Genomic DNA, 14,582 nt, shown 5'->3' on the forward strand with positions numbered 1-14,582 from the left:
GCTTAACGAATAATTGCAATTTTGGTTGTAGCATGTTTTTTTCCTTCAGAATTGCTCATTAAAACTAAATAAATCCCTGAAGCAACAGGTTTTCCATTAAAATTAGTTCCATTCCAGGTTGCAACGCCTCCGGGTGCTTTAGTCTCATACACCAGGTTACCCGCTACGTCAGTAATTTTAACAAAAGCATCATGGGCTAATCCGTGTATCGTGATATTTCCTGTATAACCGGGTCTAACCGGATTAGGATAGGCAACAATTTCTCCAAAATCATCTCCTGAATCAATAATGTCTCCTCTATAAGAAACAATACCTGAAGGAGTAACAAAATAAACTTCACCGGTCTTATCGATTTGTATATCCGTAATAAGATTAGAAGGTAAAGGAGAATTTTCTTCCGTAAATCTATTTAAAAGAGTTGTTCCGTCTTCCGATAAGTAAAAAACACCTGAACTATGTGTACCAATCCATTTTCTGTTAGCGCCATCGGTTTTTATTGCCGTAACCTTAGTTTCTCGTAAAACTTCTTCACCTAAACCGTTTTGAGTAATAATAATTCTTTCGGTATTATAGTTTCCTGATTCTAATGATTGATAAGGATTTCTAAAAATACGAAGACCGCTGTCGGTTCCTATCCAAGCAGTTCCGAATTTATCTAATTCAACGCATAATATATTATTAGAAGGTAAGTTTCCGCTATTTTTATTGGAATCAATTAAATAAATATTATCATCAGAAGTAGTAAGCGGGGTTCGGTTATATTTATATACAACCAGTCCGTTATTTCTTGGAGAAGGAACCCATATATATCCTTGGGAATCTATATACGGATTCATAGCTCCTCCCGCTAAATGAAATCTTTTAGGTAAAAGACTTAAAAATTTAAATTGATCATTAGGCGTTTTTATGATAATGGCATTATTAACACCATTGTTAGATTCTGCAGCAAATGATTGAACCATAATTAAGTTACCATTGGAATCAAAATTTCCGCCAACTAATCGCTCATATTTAATTATTGGAGAATTGGTCCGATTATAAATAATTTTCATTTGATCATTTACCATTTTTATCAATCCATTACTATAAGAGATCACGAAAACTTCATGAATGTTATTAACATTAGGAATAACTTTCATAATATACCGTTCGTTATTAATACTCTTAGAATCTATATGATTCCATTTTTGACCGTTAAAATGATAAAAACCATAGGAATTGGGATTCGATTGGTAATAATTATCAATGTTCCGTCCTCCCGGGGCGACCCATAACTGATTATCATAGATAGTTAATGAATAAGAATGGTTATTAAAGGGTCCGTCCGGAACAAGATACGTGCTGTTTCTAATAAGGCCTTTTAATTGAGTTCCTGCATAAAAAATTCCATTAGAGTAAAGACCGGTGGTAAGGTCATCAGAAAATTCAAGAGATTTTAAAATTTGAAAAGATTCATTTAGTACAACTAATTTATTTTTTTGAACCAATAAAAAGCCCCCATCAATAGAAATAATATCTTTTAAATCAATGTAATTACCTTTATTTTGCCAACTAATTCCCTCATCATCACTTTTATGAATGGTTTGGTTGGAGCTTATAAGTAAAGATGTATTATTTTTAATTATTTGATTAAAATTATTTCCGGCATTGGTAAGATTCCAAGCAGTAAAATTTGGAATTAAATGATCGATAGGATGATAATAAATACCATTAGTTGAAGCGGCAAATATTTTATTATTAAAAATTACGCTTTCCTGTACTTTATAATAGTTAAGACCTTGTTTAAAATAACAAGTTTCTTTAAATTCAAGCTTCTTTAAATCGAATAAAGTAATTCCAAAGTCCATGGAAAGTACCGCATAGTCACCTTCAGTATATATATGATTAATTCTTTTATTTCCTTGATAATTTCGATCAAAAGGAATATCCACAATTAAATGGATCACGTCTTGCTTTACTATGTCCAATTTACCGGATTTATAACCAACGAGTAAAGCTTTATTATCGGAATTATAAGCGAAAGCAGTAATATTAACTTCGTGAAGACCATTAGCTTTTGAAAATTTCTTAATTTCCCCGGTTGATTCATTATAAGAGTACAAACCGTTTTGAGTTGCACTGAAAATAAGATTATCAACTTTTTGAATAGCTTTAATATTAAAATAAGAAAAATAATCTTTCCATCTGGTATTTTGACTATTGCAAAGACCGGTAAAAATTAATAAAATTAAAAAACTAAGCTTTTTCATAGAAATTATATGTAATGCTTGTAAAATTACTAGATTTAACGTAAAAATGTCGTATTAAGAATTTATTTTATTTAAAAAATTTAGTTGGATTATAATTTTTGAATTTTAAAAATTTCTTTTCAATAAAATTCCATGAAAAATATGCATAAATAGAAGATAAAACAATAGTTAGTATTGCTAAAATCAGAGGGTTAATTACAGGAAAGAAATTAATGATAAATTGTTGAATTACGAAAGCCGAAATATAAATTCCATAAGAAAGATCCCCTATAATATGTATTCGGTTAAATGGGTATATAGACAATAATCCAAAGGATATAATAATAAATGGAAGTAAAAAATATTGAAATAATGAATAATAAGGTTCATGCAGAGTATTTATGACTATTAAAAACAATGAAGTTGAGATAAAAAATGTAATTTTAATATGTTTATTATTCAGCTTATGGAAATTGAAAACAGTTAATAGAATACCTGAGATAAATGAAATAGAGAGAGTCGTAAAATGAAGTTTAATTGAGGTAGGAATATGAGTTTGAAAATATAAAAATAAACCGAAGTATACAAATAAAAGACTTATTAAAAATATTTTAATAAATGAAATATTTTTTTTAAAGAAAAACAAAATTGAAATTAAAAAATAAAAGAAAAATTCATAACGTAATGTCCATAATGACCCATTTATGACCTTGGGAAAAGGATTATTTTCAAAAATTCCCGCTATTTCATATTGTAAATTAAATAAAGACAAATTGTTAGGAATATAAGTATAAACATCTTTATTGCTAAGATAATTCGATAAACTCTTATCATAAGCAAACGGTAACAATAAAATTGTAAGACATAGCATAATTAGTAGCCCCGGATATATTCTTAAAAATCTTTTCCAGTAAAATTTGAGTAAAGAGTCACTCTTTAATAAACTCCCATATATTAAAAAACCGCTAATAATAAAAAAACTTTTTGAACGTAAATTGCCGAAACCAAATTTAAAAAAATCTTCCAATAAGTAGTAAGTATTATTATTTATTAAATCATACGAATGATTTATAATTATTAAAATTGAAAGTAGTAAACGTAAAAAATCAAAATTATTTTTATACATTAAAAGTATTTAGTTTTAGAATAATAAAATTATAATTAAATATAATATTAAAAGGCAATAAATTTAAATAAAAAAGATAATTAAATTATCAAGCTCATCTTTGTTAAATAAGATGATTGGACATATAGAAGATCTAATGAAATAGAGCTACATACAATAACACAAATAAAAACGATAAAATGTTCATAAGATATTTGTTAAATTAAAAATATTTTTTAAATTTGCAACCCTATTTAGGGCGATTTTTTAATAAAGGAAAAATAAGAAAAGTGAATACACTAAGTTACAAAACCATATCGGCAAATAAAGAGACTGCAAATAAAGAGTGGTTACTTATTGATGCAGAAGGACAAAAATTAGGTCGTTTAGCTTCTAAAATAGCTAAAATTTTGCGAGGGAAACACAAAACAAATTTTACTCCACATGCAGATTGTGGTGATAATATTGTTGTTATCAATGCTGGAAAAGTTGTTTTATCCGGAGATAAAACAGATCAAAAAGAATATGTAAGATATACAGGATATCCCGGTGGACAAAAATTTTCAAGTGTTGCCGAAGTTAAGGTAAAGGATTCTAGAAGATTGTTGGAGTATGCAGTGAAAGGTATGCTTCCTAAAAATAAATTAGGAAGAAAAGTACTTAAAAATTTATACTTATATGAAGGAGTAGAGCATGAACAAGCAGCTCAACAACCTAAAACATTTGATATTAACGCTTTCATCTAAAAAATAATGGCAGTTACACATAAAATAGGAAGAAGAAAAACATCTGTCGCAAGAGTATATCTTTCTGAAGGAAAAGGAGAGTTTACCATAAATGGAAAAGACTATAAAGTTTATTTTCCTACAGAAGTATTACAATACAAAATTGCACAACCTTTCCAATTAACTGAAACTTTAGGTCAGTATGATATTAAAGTAAATGTATATGGAGGAGGAGTAACAGGACAAGCTGAGGCTATCAGATTAGCAATATCTAGAGCTTTAGTTTCTTTAAATGAAGAAAACAGAACAGTTTTAAAACCAGAAGGTCTTCTAACTAGAGATCCTAGAATGGTTGAAAGAAAGAAATTCGGTCAGAAAAAAGCACGTAAAAGATTCCAATTCTCTAAACGTTAATCTGACTAATAACGATATTTATAACCACTATTTTGTAGTGGTTATTTTATATTAAAAAATAACAATTTTATAAATAATTTAAACTTGCCGTTTAGTTTAGCATCCAAACTTTAAAGTTAAACTTTAAGTTGATTGCAAAAACTGCGGAACGTAAACTAAAAAAAGTATGGCAAAAGTAGATGTAAAAGACCTTTTAAATGCCGGAGTGCATTTTGGTCACCTTACCAGAAAATGGAATCCACATATGGCTCCTTACATTTTTATGGAGAAAAATGGAATCCACATTATTGATTTGCACAAAACCTCTGTAAAATTAGATGAGGCATCAAACGCTTTAGGAAAAATTGCTACATCAGGAAGAAAAATCTTGTTTGTTGCAACCAAAAAACAAGCAAAAGACATTGTTGCAAAACATGCAGAATCTGTAAATATGCCTTATATTACAGAAAGATGGCCGGGAGGAATGTTAACAAACTTTGTTACCATCCGAAAAGCTGTTAAAAAAATGAATTCTATCGATAGAATGAAAAAAGACGGTACTTTTGAAACTCTATCTAAAAAAGAAAAATTACAAGTAGATCGTCAAAGAGCTAAACTTGAAAAAAACTTAGGATCTATTGCTGATATGACTCGTTTACCATCTGCTCTTTTCGTAGTAGATATACTAAGAGAACATATCGCTGTAACGGAAGCAAAAAAATTAGGTATTCCTGTTTTTGCAATCGTTGATACGAATTCAGATCCTCAATTGGTTGATTTCCCAATTCCCGGAAATGATGATGCATCCAAATCAATTGATTTGATTTTAGAAACTGTTACTAACTCTATTAAAGAAGGGTTAAGTGTAAGAAAAGCAGAAAAAGCGAAAGCTAAAGAAGAAGGTGCTGCAGAAGAAGAAGATGTTTTAGTACAAGACACTAATGACTCTGAAGTTTCTGAAAATCAAGAAGAAAATAACGCAGAATAAAGTTAAATTTAAATAAAAATAAAGATGTCATATTCACCAAAAGCAGCTGATGTAGCAAAACTAAGAAATGCTACAGGAGCAGGAATGATGGACTCAAAAAAAGCTTTAGTTGAAGCTGAAGGAGATTTCGACAAAGCGGTTGACTTATTAAGAAAAAAAGGACAAAAAGTTGCTGCAAACAGAGCAGATAGAGAAAATCTTGAAGGAGCTGTAATAGCTGCAGTTAACGAATCCAATACAAAAGCTGTTGTAATAAAATTAAGTTGTGAAACTGACTTTGTTGCAAAAAACGAAGATTTTGTTAAATTAGCTAAGGATTTTGCAAATCTTGCTTTAAATTTCAATACAAAAGAAGAATTATTAGCTGCCGATTTCAATGGTATTCCTGTAAGTGAAAAGCTTATAGAACAAACAGGTGTAATCGGTGAAAAAATTGAAATATCCGGATTTAAAACTTTGGAAGCTCCATTTGTAGGTTCCTATATACATGCGGGAAATAAAATAGCTTCAGCAGTTGGTTTATCAAAGTCTTTTGATCAGGCAGCAGAAGTAGCTAAAAATATTTCTATGCAAGTTGCAGCTATGAATCCTATTGCATTAGATGAAACTCAGGTGGATTCAAGTGTAATTGAAAAAGAACTTGAAATTGCTAAAGATCAATTACGTCAAGAAGGAAAACCGGAAGCTATGCTTGAAAATATAGCCAAAGGAAAACTTAACAAGTTCTTTAAGGATAATACTTTGTTAAAACAAGATTATATTATGGGTGAAAAAACTTCAGTAGAAGATTATGTAAAATCAATTGATCCTGAAGTTAAAATAACCGGATTTATACGATTATAATTTCAAAATAATATATACAAAAAGACTGCATTATGCAGTCTTTTTTATTTTAAATAAGTATCTTCCACAATTCTAAAAATTAAAACTTTAATTTAAGATTGATCCTTTTTTATCAATTGATTATCCATATATATAAGGATAAATTCTAGAAATAAAAACAACAATACAACAGCTCCCGTATTCAATAAAGCTTGAAATAAGCCTATTTCACCGGCATCCAAAAATGGATAAGGATACATATTGGTGAAATGACCTCTTGTAAAAATATATATGACATAAATTAAAGGAGGAATAATCGCAAAAAAAGTAGTTTTTTTATCCAATAATTTTCTGGGACCGTATAATAACCAATACAATACAGCCAAAAAAGGTATGAATATATGCAAAGCTTCATTGGTAAATCGCATAATTCCTTTTACATTATGATCATGCCTGAGCATTAAATTATAAACGATGCATGTAATAACTATACAAATAATACCGTCTATTCGTAAAATGCGAAACCATTTTTTAGAATAATCAGGTTTAAAAAGTAAGAGTAAAGAGCTAATACCTACCGCAATATTAGATTGAACAGTAAAATAGCTGTAATAATAAATCAATCGATTGAATTTGGATTTTTCATTTAAGATCGATGGGTGAATGTCTCCATAGACGTAATTATAGGTTTCTGTACCAATACTGAAAAACACCAAAAAAATAAGTATTAAATTAAAAAATATTCTCATGAATGGTAAATTTATTAAAGATTAACTCGTGTAAAAATTTTATAAAATAAGTTTCATAAAAAAGTTAGAGTTCACATTTACAATTGATTTAAATAAAATATACACACTTTTAAATAATTGTAAAACCATGTATGATTAGTGAAATGATCATTATAAAGCTAAATATAGAAGTAAAATATTCTAAATTCTAATTTATACTACTAAAATAGGAACGTTCGTTTTATTGCTTAATCGATTAGCCATTATACCAAACGTAAAATCAGGGATTCCCTTATATTCATGTTTTGCCATTAGTAAGACATCAACTTTAGTATCATTAATTAATTTAGGAAGTGAAATAGTAGGATTACCAAATCCTAATTTAGTCTCGACATTCATATATCCTTCTTTTAGTAGAAAATTTTTATAATCATCCAATTTATTTTGATCGAATTTCACTTCGTAATCATTCGCTAATTTACCGTTATAGTTTGCAGAAGCACTTTCAGTAACATGAAACAATACAATTCGAGAACTAATATCAGCGAAAATTGGTAAGTAATTCAGAACCCGCTGATCGCCTTTAGTAAAATCCAATGCTATGCCAATAACTTTAAATGGATGTAATTTATCTATACTCTTTTGAGAAGGTAATTGGTGAATACCAAAATTTATTTTTTGGGACTTTTTTATCCAAGGATATAAAACAATACAAATCAAGAATAATAATAAGCCTAAAGATATAATTCCCAAAATAATTTTTACACTTAAAATTATATCCTCATTGTAATAAACATTAATTTCTTCGTCGTAAATTAACTTTATATTTAACAGGATAATGATTGTACATACGATCCAAGATATAATTTTTAAAGGTAATTTAATGGCAAATTTTCCCATTTTTTCTTTATCACTAACAAAATGGATTAAAGGGATTACGGCAAAACCTAACTGCATACTTAAAAGCACTTGACTAAAAATAAGCATTTCATCAACTGAACTTTCCCCCAACAGGCTTATTACAATCACAGCCGGTATAATAGCTATAATACGTGTTAATAACCTTCGTAAAGCAGGATTCATTCTAAAGTGCAAGTACCCTTCCATAACAATTTGACCGGCAAGCGTTCCGGTTACGGTAGAGCTTTGACCGGCAGCAATTAAAGCAATAGCAAAAAGAACAGGAGAAAGAGGACCTAATAAATTGGATAGCATTTTATATGCATCATGCAATCCTTCTATATCATGTAATCCGGCACTATAAAAAGTTGAAGCAGCAAGCACTAAAATGGCAGCATTTACAAAAAAAGCCATGTTTAATGCGATGAGACTGTCAAAAAAATTATATTTAATGGCTCGTTTTATGGATTCATAATCTCGCTTAATTTTTCTGGTTTGAACCAAAGCGGAATGAAGATACAAATTATGCGGCATAACAGTTGCCCCAATAATTCCAATTGCAATATATAAAGCCTCAGTATTGGGAAGAGTAGGTTTAAATCCTTTAGAAACTTCAATAAGATCAGGCTTAGCTAAAAACATTTCAATAAGAAAACAACCTCCTATAATAGCCACCAAAGCGATGATAAACGCTTCCATTTTTCGTATACCAAATCGTTGTAAAACAAGTAACAGCAATGTGTCCAACGCAGCCAACCAAACACCCCAAATAAGATCAAGTCCGAAAAGAAGCTGTAAACCAATGGCCATTCCTAAAACTTCGGCTAAATCTGTTGCAGCTATCGCTATTTCAGCAAAACCATATAGAATATAGTTCATCCATTTCGGATAGTACTCCCTGTTAGTTTGAGCCAAATCTAATCCGCGAACAATACCTAAACGAGCACTTAATGCTTGAAGCAATAATGCCATAATATTGCTCATTAATAGAACCCAGATTAAAGCATATCCAAATTTGCTACCTCCGGCAATGTCAGTTGCCCAGTTTCCGGGATCAAGATATCCAACGGCCACTAGGTAAGCCGGTCCGAAAAAAGAAAGTATCCTTTTCCATCTTTTTGGATTTTCGGTATTTATACTTTCATGAACTTCTTGAAGAGATTTCTTACTCAATTGTTAGGCTTTTCTAATATTTGCAAATTTAAATAAAATTTTTGCATTGTAAAATAATAATATCAATCATTTTCAGGTATCCATAAATAATCTTTAAAATTAATGATCTTATCGTTTTTAATTGGGATTCCTTCATTTTCTAAAAGTTCTTCCATAAGTGTAGGGGTGGGAAAATGGAATTTTCCCGTTAACATTCCGTTTCGGTTTACAACTCTGTGAGCCGGAATGTCTGATATTGAATGGGAAGAATTCATGGCATAACCTACCATTCGGGAGGAACTTTTAACTCCCAAATAAGCCGCAATATGTCCGTAAGTGGTTACTTTACCGTAAGGTATTTTTCGTACAATTTCATATACCCTTTCATAAAAATTGGTAGATTCCATGGAATAAATGAAAAAAATAATTTTCAATAATTAACTAGTGTAAGCAAATAAAATGCGATGTAACTAAATTTTTTTAAAACATTTTAAGTACTGAAAAGTAAGAAAAAAAGATAATACGTTTTGTGTTCTTCTATTAGTAATTTTACAAGTAAAGAATAAAATTTATTGATTATTATTAAATTATTTGCTTTAAATTTTATATATAAAATATAATTTATTATATTAGCAGGACAGGAAGTTTAGGCTTCAAACATATCAAAAAAAATGAGAATTTGAGATTTTTACTTTCTATAAATAATTATTGTTTTTTATTAAATTTGAAAGTAAAAATAAAGAAATGATTCTAATTTAATTAGAATCATTTCTTTTTTAGACTTGTTTTTTAATTATAATGGTTTAAAATTTAATATAAAATTAATAATCATACCGATACGCTTTCATAATTTACAAGAAAACAAGTATACTTAAGATCCCTTTAAATTATTTTTCAAAAGAGTTAGCGTTTTCTTGTGACTGTCGAAAGCAATTTCATTAAGATCTATATCGGATAATTTTTTCCACACATATCCTTTTAATTCAATCGGATCATAATCTCCGATAGATAAATTCTCATCTTTATAAAGAAAGAATAAATCAATGGTATTGTATAAGATGTTTTTGTACAAATAAGTATTAGGATGGGAACATATATATTCTAATTTAGACAAATCAATCGATATATTTAATTCTTCTTGTAATTCCCTAAAACTTCCATGTTCAGCAGTTTCTTCGGCTTCAATAAATCCTCCTGCCAGATCTAAAAAGCCTTTTTTAGGTTCTTTGTTTCTAATAGTAAATAATATTTCATCATTTTTCTGAATAACCACAGCGGTTGCTCCGGCTGTATTGTGATAGTATTCAAAATTACAATCTAAACATACAATTTTAGATCCATGCGGATATTCTAAATGATCACTTTTACAATTTGGGCAGAATTTGAAAATGGGTTGCATATCACATAAGTTTTAATACCCAAATTTAATTAAGTATTTTAAAAATATAGATATCAAAAATAATTTTATATGAAAATAATAGAAAATACTTTTCAAAATAAATAGTAACATTTAAATAGAAATTATTAATAAAAGAATTATATAATATAATATTTTACAAATCTTCAAAATTAATATTATTTCATACATTGGTCTTTGTAAATCTATCATAGTAATAAATAGTAATAATTAACCGTAAATAAAAATAATACAATGGCAACAATAACATTAAAAGGAAATGAAGTTCATACATTGGGAAACCTACCATCAATAGGAAGTAAGGCTCCAGATTTTATATTAGTGGATACGGATTTATCAGAAAAAAAATTATCGGATTATACAGGAAAAAGAGTTGTTTTAAACATATTTCCAAGTGTGGATACAGACACATGCGCTATGTCTGTCAGAGAATTTAATGAAAAAGTATCTGAAATGAAAAACACTGTGGTTTTATGTATTTCAAAAGACCTTCCTTTTGCTCAAAAACGTTTTTGTGCCGCAGAAGGTTTAGATAATGTTATTCCGCTTTCTGCCTTTCGTTCAGATTTTGGTAAGGTATATAATTTAGAATTTGCAGATGGCCCGTTAAAAGGATTACTTAGCAGATCAGTACTTGTTCTTAATGAGTCAGGAGAAATTATTTATGAAGAACAAGTAGCTGAAACTACTCATGAGCCTAATTATGAAAAAGTAACAGCTATATTAAAATAAAAAAATCTATCAAAAAAAGGAATGCCTTGTATTTTTCAAATATGAGGCATTTGTATTTTTTTCTAATTTCTCCAAATGAAAGATTAGTATGATAATTGAGAATACTAATTATTTGAATTCAATGTAAAGTAAAAAATGTTATTAACTCTTGAAATAGTAATTAAAATTTATATTTTAAAAGAAATATGGTAAATTCTAAAAAAGTACTAAAGTTTTTATAAAACGTTAGATGTATAATGAGAAATTAACCCGATAATTTCAATAAAATTATAACTTTTTGTTAAAAAAAATAAAACATGAGAAATTTCAACATAAAATAACTCTTTGAGATATAAATAGTTTTTACATTTACAATTTAAAAAAGTATAACAAAAAAAATTATAATATCATGAGCAGAAAATTTCCAGCAGGAGTAGCAACCGGTTCGCTAGTAAAAGAAATATTCGATTATGCTAAAGAAAATCAGTTTGCTTTACCGGCATGTAACGTTATAGGATCTAGCAATGTAAATGCAGCTCTTGAAACAGCTGTTAGAGTAAATGCTCCCTTAATTATACAATTTTCAAACGGAGGATCTCAATTTAATGCAGGTAAAGGATATAAAAACTCTTCCCTTAGAGCAGATGTTTTAGGGGCTATAGCTGGAGCAAAACATGTCCATACGTTGGCAGAAGCCTATGGGGCAACTGTAATTTTACATACAGATCATTGTGCAAAAAAACTATTACCTTGGGTTGACGGGTTATTAGATGCATGTGAAGAATTCCATAAAAAAGAAGGAAAAACACTATACTCTTCACACATGCTAGATCTTTCAGAAGAGCCCTTAGATGAAAATTTAGCAATCTCTTCCAAATATTTTGAAAGAATGGCAAAATTAGGAATGACTCTAGAAGTTGAAATAGGGATAACAGGTGGAGAAGAAGACGGAGTTGACAATTCAGATATAGAAAGCTCAAAATTATATACACAACCTGAGGATGTTTATAAAACGTATAAAGCATTAAGCGCAATAAGTCCTAATTTTACTATTGCAGCAGCATTTGGTAATGTACATGGAGTGTATAAACCGGGAAATGTTAAATTAGAGCCTAAAATACTTCACAACTCACAAGAATACGTTCAAAAACAAGTAGGCGGACCTTCAAAACCGATTAATTTTGTATTTCATGGAGGATCAGGTTCTTCCTTGTTAGATATAAGAGAAGCTATTAGCTACGGAGTAGTAAAAATGAATATTGATACAGATTTACAATTCGCTTATACCGAAGGGGCAAGAGATTATGTAGAAAAAAATATTGATTATTTAAGAACTCAAGTAGGAAATCCAACCGGAGATGAAGCACCAAATAAGAAATTTTATGATCCAAGAGTTTGGATGAGAAAATGTGAAGAAGGTTTCTCAAAAAGATTGGAAAAAGCTTTTGAAGATTTAAATAATATCAACACATTATAGTAAAAAAATATAAATTTTATTTATAAAAAATGAAAGCACCTTTATTTGAGGTGCTTTTTTTGTATATTTGGAAAAAAGAGAGTATGAAAAATTATCTAATAGTATCAACATTACTAGCGTCCATTTCAATCGTTCTTGCTGCTTATTTTTTAGGTAATTCTTACCAAAAAAGAAATCAATCCAATACAATAACAGTAAAAGGATTAGGCACAAAAGATTTTGAATCTGATTTAATAGTATGGAAAGCCGATTTTTCTAAGAAAAATCTCGATTTAAAACAAGCTTATGCCGAATTAGATGCAGATAGAAAAAAAGTAAGAGAATATCTGATTTCCAAAGGATTTTCCGATAAAGAAATAGTTTTTTCCTCAGTAGAAATAAGTAAACAATATGATAGTAGATACAATGAAGGAATAAATCAAAATATATTTACGGGGTATGAATTAAATCAAACCATAACCATAGAATCTAAAAATGTGAAAAAAGTTGAAGATCTTTCCCGTCAAATTACAGAATTGATTAATAACGGAGTAGAACTCTATTCCCGATCGCCTTTATATTACTATACTAAATTATCTGATTTAAAAATACAGATGATTTCAGATGCAACCAAAGATGCAAAAAAAAGAGCAGAAGAAATAGCAATTAACGCCGGTTGTAAATTAGGCAAATTAAAAAATGCCAATCAAGGGGTATTTCAAATAACTGCTCAAAATTCATCTGAAGATGATTACTCTTGGGGAGGAGCATTTAATGTATCATCCAAGAAAAAAACAGCAAGCATTACCATTCGTTTAGAATATGAAATTAAATAATAACTACGATATAAATTAAAATGGTACATAAATTATTTCAACCGTTTACATCAAAAAAACTGTCATTAAAAAACAGAATAGTCATGGCGCCTATGACCCGATCATTTGCTTATGATGGAATACCCGGTAAACAAATAGCTGATTATTATCAAAGAAGAGCACAGGCCGAATTGGGCTTAATTATAACAGAAGGAACCGTTGTTCGCAGGGCGGCATCTTCCAATGATCCCAATATTCCTGTATTTTATGGAGAACAAGCCTTAGAAGGTTGGAAAAAGGTGGTTGAAGAAGTTCATGCTAAAGATGGTAAAATAGCTCCGCAACTTTGGCATATGGGAATAATACCGGCCCATAAAAACTGGAAACCATCAGAGCCTTTTGAGGGACCATCCGGGCTATTAAATCCGGAAACAAAAGGCGGAAAAGAAATGAGCGAAAGTGATATTGAAAATACAATTGAGGCTTTTGCAGAAGCAGCTTACCAAACCAAAAAAATTGGTTTTGATGCCCTGGAATTGCATGGAGCGCACGGATATTTGATCGATCAATTCTTTTGGGATAAGCTCAATAAAAGAAATGATATATGGGGAGGAGCTACCCTGGCCGAAAGGAGTCGTTTTGCCATTGAAGTTGTAAAAGCGGTTCGAAATGCGGTAGGAGAAGATTTTACTATAATATTACGCTTATCACAATGGAAACAACAAGATTATTCCGCTAAATTGGCAAAGACACCGGAAGAAATGGAAGAATGGTTACTACCGTTATCAGATGCCGGAGTTGATATTTTTCATTGCTCACAACGAAGATTTTGGGAACCCGAATTTGAAAATTCTGATTTAAATTTTGCAGGATGGGCAAAAAAAATAACGGGCAAACCTTCCATAAGTGTAGGATCTGTGGGGCTCACCGGGGATTTCTTAGGGGCATTCAAAGGACAAAGTTTTGAGGCTTCTGATAATTTTCTTAACGAATTAAATAGAAGATTAGATGCAGGCGAATTTGATTTAATAGCAGTAGGAAGAGCGTTACTTGCAGATCCTGAATGGGTATTAAAAATTAAAAATGGAAACTTATCTGAATTTAAAGGATTTTCTAAAGATCAACTTAAAGAATTATACTAA

The 14,582-nt window shown here is 29.7% G+C and carries 14 protein-coding genes; 8 read left to right on the forward strand and 6 right to left on the reverse strand.

What is annotated here, in order from left to right; translation table 11 throughout:
• Nucleotides 1-2: 2 nt before the first annotated feature.
• Both GYM73_RS00345 and GYM73_RS10000 read right to left on the reverse strand, forming a co-directional pair.
• On the reverse strand, nt 3-2,249 hold the full coding sequence (locus GYM73_RS00345) for a two-component regulator propeller domain-containing protein (RefSeq protein ID WP_220233782.1): 2,247 nt from the start codon (nt 2,247-2,249) through the stop codon (nt 3-5).
• A gap of 67 nt (nt 2,250-2,316) precedes the next feature.
• Nucleotides 2,317-3,354 carry an acyltransferase gene (locus tag GYM73_RS10000; protein WP_220233783.1) on the reverse strand — a complete coding sequence of 346 codons (1,038 nt, stop codon included), beginning with the start codon at nt 3,352-3,354 and terminating at the stop codon, nt 2,317-2,319.
• Between the two features lie 269 nt (nt 3,355-3,623).
• On the opposite strand from GYM73_RS10000, the gene rplM reads away from it, so the two are divergent.
• The 4 genes from rplM (at nt 3,624) to tsf (ending at nt 6,282) form a co-directional block, all read left to right on the forward strand.
• Nucleotides 3,624-4,079 (forward strand): 50S ribosomal protein L13, encoded by a 456-nt coding sequence (gene rplM, locus GYM73_RS00355; RefSeq protein WP_220233784.1) that lies wholly within the window; start codon nt 3,624-3,626, stop codon nt 4,077-4,079.
• A gap of 6 nt (nt 4,080-4,085) precedes the next feature.
• A complete protein-coding gene (gene rpsI / locus GYM73_RS00360) occupies nt 4,086-4,472 on the forward strand; it encodes a 30S ribosomal protein S9 (protein ID WP_105296360.1) in 387 nt (128 codons plus the stop codon).
• Nucleotides 4,473-4,638: 166 nt separating this feature from the next.
• Complete coding sequence (rpsB, locus tag GYM73_RS00365) at nt 4,639-5,439, forward strand: 30S ribosomal protein S2 (protein WP_160542526.1); 801 nt, start codon at nt 4,639-4,641, stop codon at nt 5,437-5,439.
• A gap of 24 nt (nt 5,440-5,463) precedes the next feature.
• Nucleotides 5,464-6,282: a translation elongation factor Ts gene (gene tsf, locus GYM73_RS00370; protein ID WP_105296358.1), complete on the forward strand. Its 819-nt coding sequence runs from the start codon at nt 5,464-5,466 to the stop codon at nt 6,280-6,282.
• Between the two features lie 92 nt (nt 6,283-6,374).
• On the opposite strand, the gene GYM73_RS00375 is transcribed toward tsf, so the two are convergent.
• The 4 genes from GYM73_RS00375 to GYM73_RS00390 form a co-directional block, all read right to left on the reverse strand.
• The gene (locus GYM73_RS00375) at nt 6,375-7,010 is read right to left on the reverse strand and encodes a Pr6Pr family membrane protein (protein ID WP_220233785.1); all 636 of its coding nucleotides are present in this window, start codon (nt 7,008-7,010) and stop codon (nt 6,375-6,377) included.
• A gap of 192 nt (nt 7,011-7,202) precedes the next feature.
• Nucleotides 7,203-9,062, reverse strand: coding sequence for an Nramp family divalent metal transporter (locus tag GYM73_RS00380; RefSeq protein WP_220233786.1), 1,860 nt, complete (start codon nt 9,060-9,062; stop codon nt 7,203-7,205).
• Between the two features lie 62 nt (nt 9,063-9,124).
• Complete coding sequence (locus GYM73_RS00385) at nt 9,125-9,448, reverse strand: MGMT family protein (RefSeq protein WP_105296595.1); 324 nt, start codon at nt 9,446-9,448, stop codon at nt 9,125-9,127.
• A 464-nt stretch (nt 9,449-9,912) separates the two neighbouring features.
• Complete coding sequence (locus GYM73_RS00390) at nt 9,913-10,440, reverse strand: NUDIX domain-containing protein (protein WP_105296355.1); 528 nt, start codon at nt 10,438-10,440, stop codon at nt 9,913-9,915.
• A 252-nt stretch (nt 10,441-10,692) separates the two neighbouring features.
• On the opposite strand from GYM73_RS00390, the gene tpx reads away from it, so the two are divergent.
• From tpx to GYM73_RS00410, 4 genes are all read left to right on the forward strand, one after another.
• Complete coding sequence (gene tpx, locus GYM73_RS00395) at nt 10,693-11,190, forward strand: thiol peroxidase (protein WP_160542522.1); 498 nt, start codon at nt 10,693-10,695, stop codon at nt 11,188-11,190.
• A gap of 388 nt (nt 11,191-11,578) precedes the next feature.
• A complete protein-coding gene (gene fbaA, locus GYM73_RS00400) occupies nt 11,579-12,646 on the forward strand; it encodes a class II fructose-bisphosphate aldolase (protein WP_105296353.1) in 1,068 nt (355 codons plus the stop codon).
• A gap of 83 nt (nt 12,647-12,729) precedes the next feature.
• Nucleotides 12,730-13,461 carry an SIMPL domain-containing protein gene (locus GYM73_RS00405; protein ID WP_220233787.1) on the forward strand — a complete coding sequence of 244 codons (732 nt, stop codon included), beginning with the start codon at nt 12,730-12,732 and terminating at the stop codon, nt 13,459-13,461.
• A gap of 20 nt (nt 13,462-13,481) precedes the next feature.
• The gene (locus tag GYM73_RS00410) at nt 13,482-14,582 is read left to right on the forward strand and encodes an NADH:flavin oxidoreductase (RefSeq protein WP_220233788.1); all 1,101 of its coding nucleotides are present in this window, start codon (nt 13,482-13,484) and stop codon (nt 14,580-14,582) included.

This window comes from Apibacter sp. ESL0432 (assembly GCF_019469225.1).
In the GTDB taxonomy this organism is placed as follows: Bacteria; Bacteroidota; Bacteroidia; order Flavobacteriales; family Weeksellaceae; genus Apibacter.

What these genes read in the sequence shown, in the direction of transcription:
- tsf (WP_105296358.1), top strand. Translation starts at nt 5,464, where the DNA reads ATGTCATATTCACCAAAAGCAGCTGATGTAGCAAAACTAAGAAATGCT.
- tpx (WP_160542522.1), top strand. Translation starts at nt 10,693, where the DNA reads ATGGCAACAATAACATTAAAAGGAAATGAAGTTCATACATTGGGAAAC.
- fbaA (WP_105296353.1), top strand. Translation starts at nt 11,579, where the DNA reads ATGAGCAGAAAATTTCCAGCAGGAGTAGCAACCGGTTCGCTAGTAAAA.
- GYM73_RS00410 (WP_220233788.1), top strand. Translation starts at nt 13,482, where the DNA reads ATGGTACATAAATTATTTCAACCGTTTACATCAAAAAAACTGTCATTA.
- GYM73_RS00390 (WP_105296355.1), bottom strand. Translation starts at nt 10,440, where the DNA reads ATGCAACCCATTTTCAAATTCTGCCCAAATTGTAAAAGTGATCATTTA.
- rpsB (WP_160542526.1), top strand. Translation starts at nt 4,639, where the DNA reads ATGGCAAAAGTAGATGTAAAAGACCTTTTAAATGCCGGAGTGCATTTT.
- GYM73_RS00345 (WP_220233782.1), bottom strand. Translation starts at nt 2,249, where the DNA reads ATGAAAAAGCTTAGTTTTTTAATTTTATTAATTTTTACCGGTCTTTGC.
- GYM73_RS00405 (WP_220233787.1), top strand. Translation starts at nt 12,730, where the DNA reads ATGAAAAATTATCTAATAGTATCAACATTACTAGCGTCCATTTCAATC.
- rpsI (WP_105296360.1), top strand. Translation starts at nt 4,086, where the DNA reads ATGGCAGTTACACATAAAATAGGAAGAAGAAAAACATCTGTCGCAAGA.
- GYM73_RS00375 (WP_220233785.1), bottom strand. Translation starts at nt 7,010, where the DNA reads ATGAGAATATTTTTTAATTTAATACTTATTTTTTTGGTGTTTTTCAGT.
- GYM73_RS10000 (WP_220233783.1), bottom strand. Translation starts at nt 3,354, where the DNA reads ATGTATAAAAATAATTTTGATTTTTTACGTTTACTACTTTCAATTTTA.
- GYM73_RS00385 (WP_105296595.1), bottom strand. Translation starts at nt 9,448, where the DNA reads ATGGAATCTACCAATTTTTATGAAAGGGTATATGAAATTGTACGAAAA.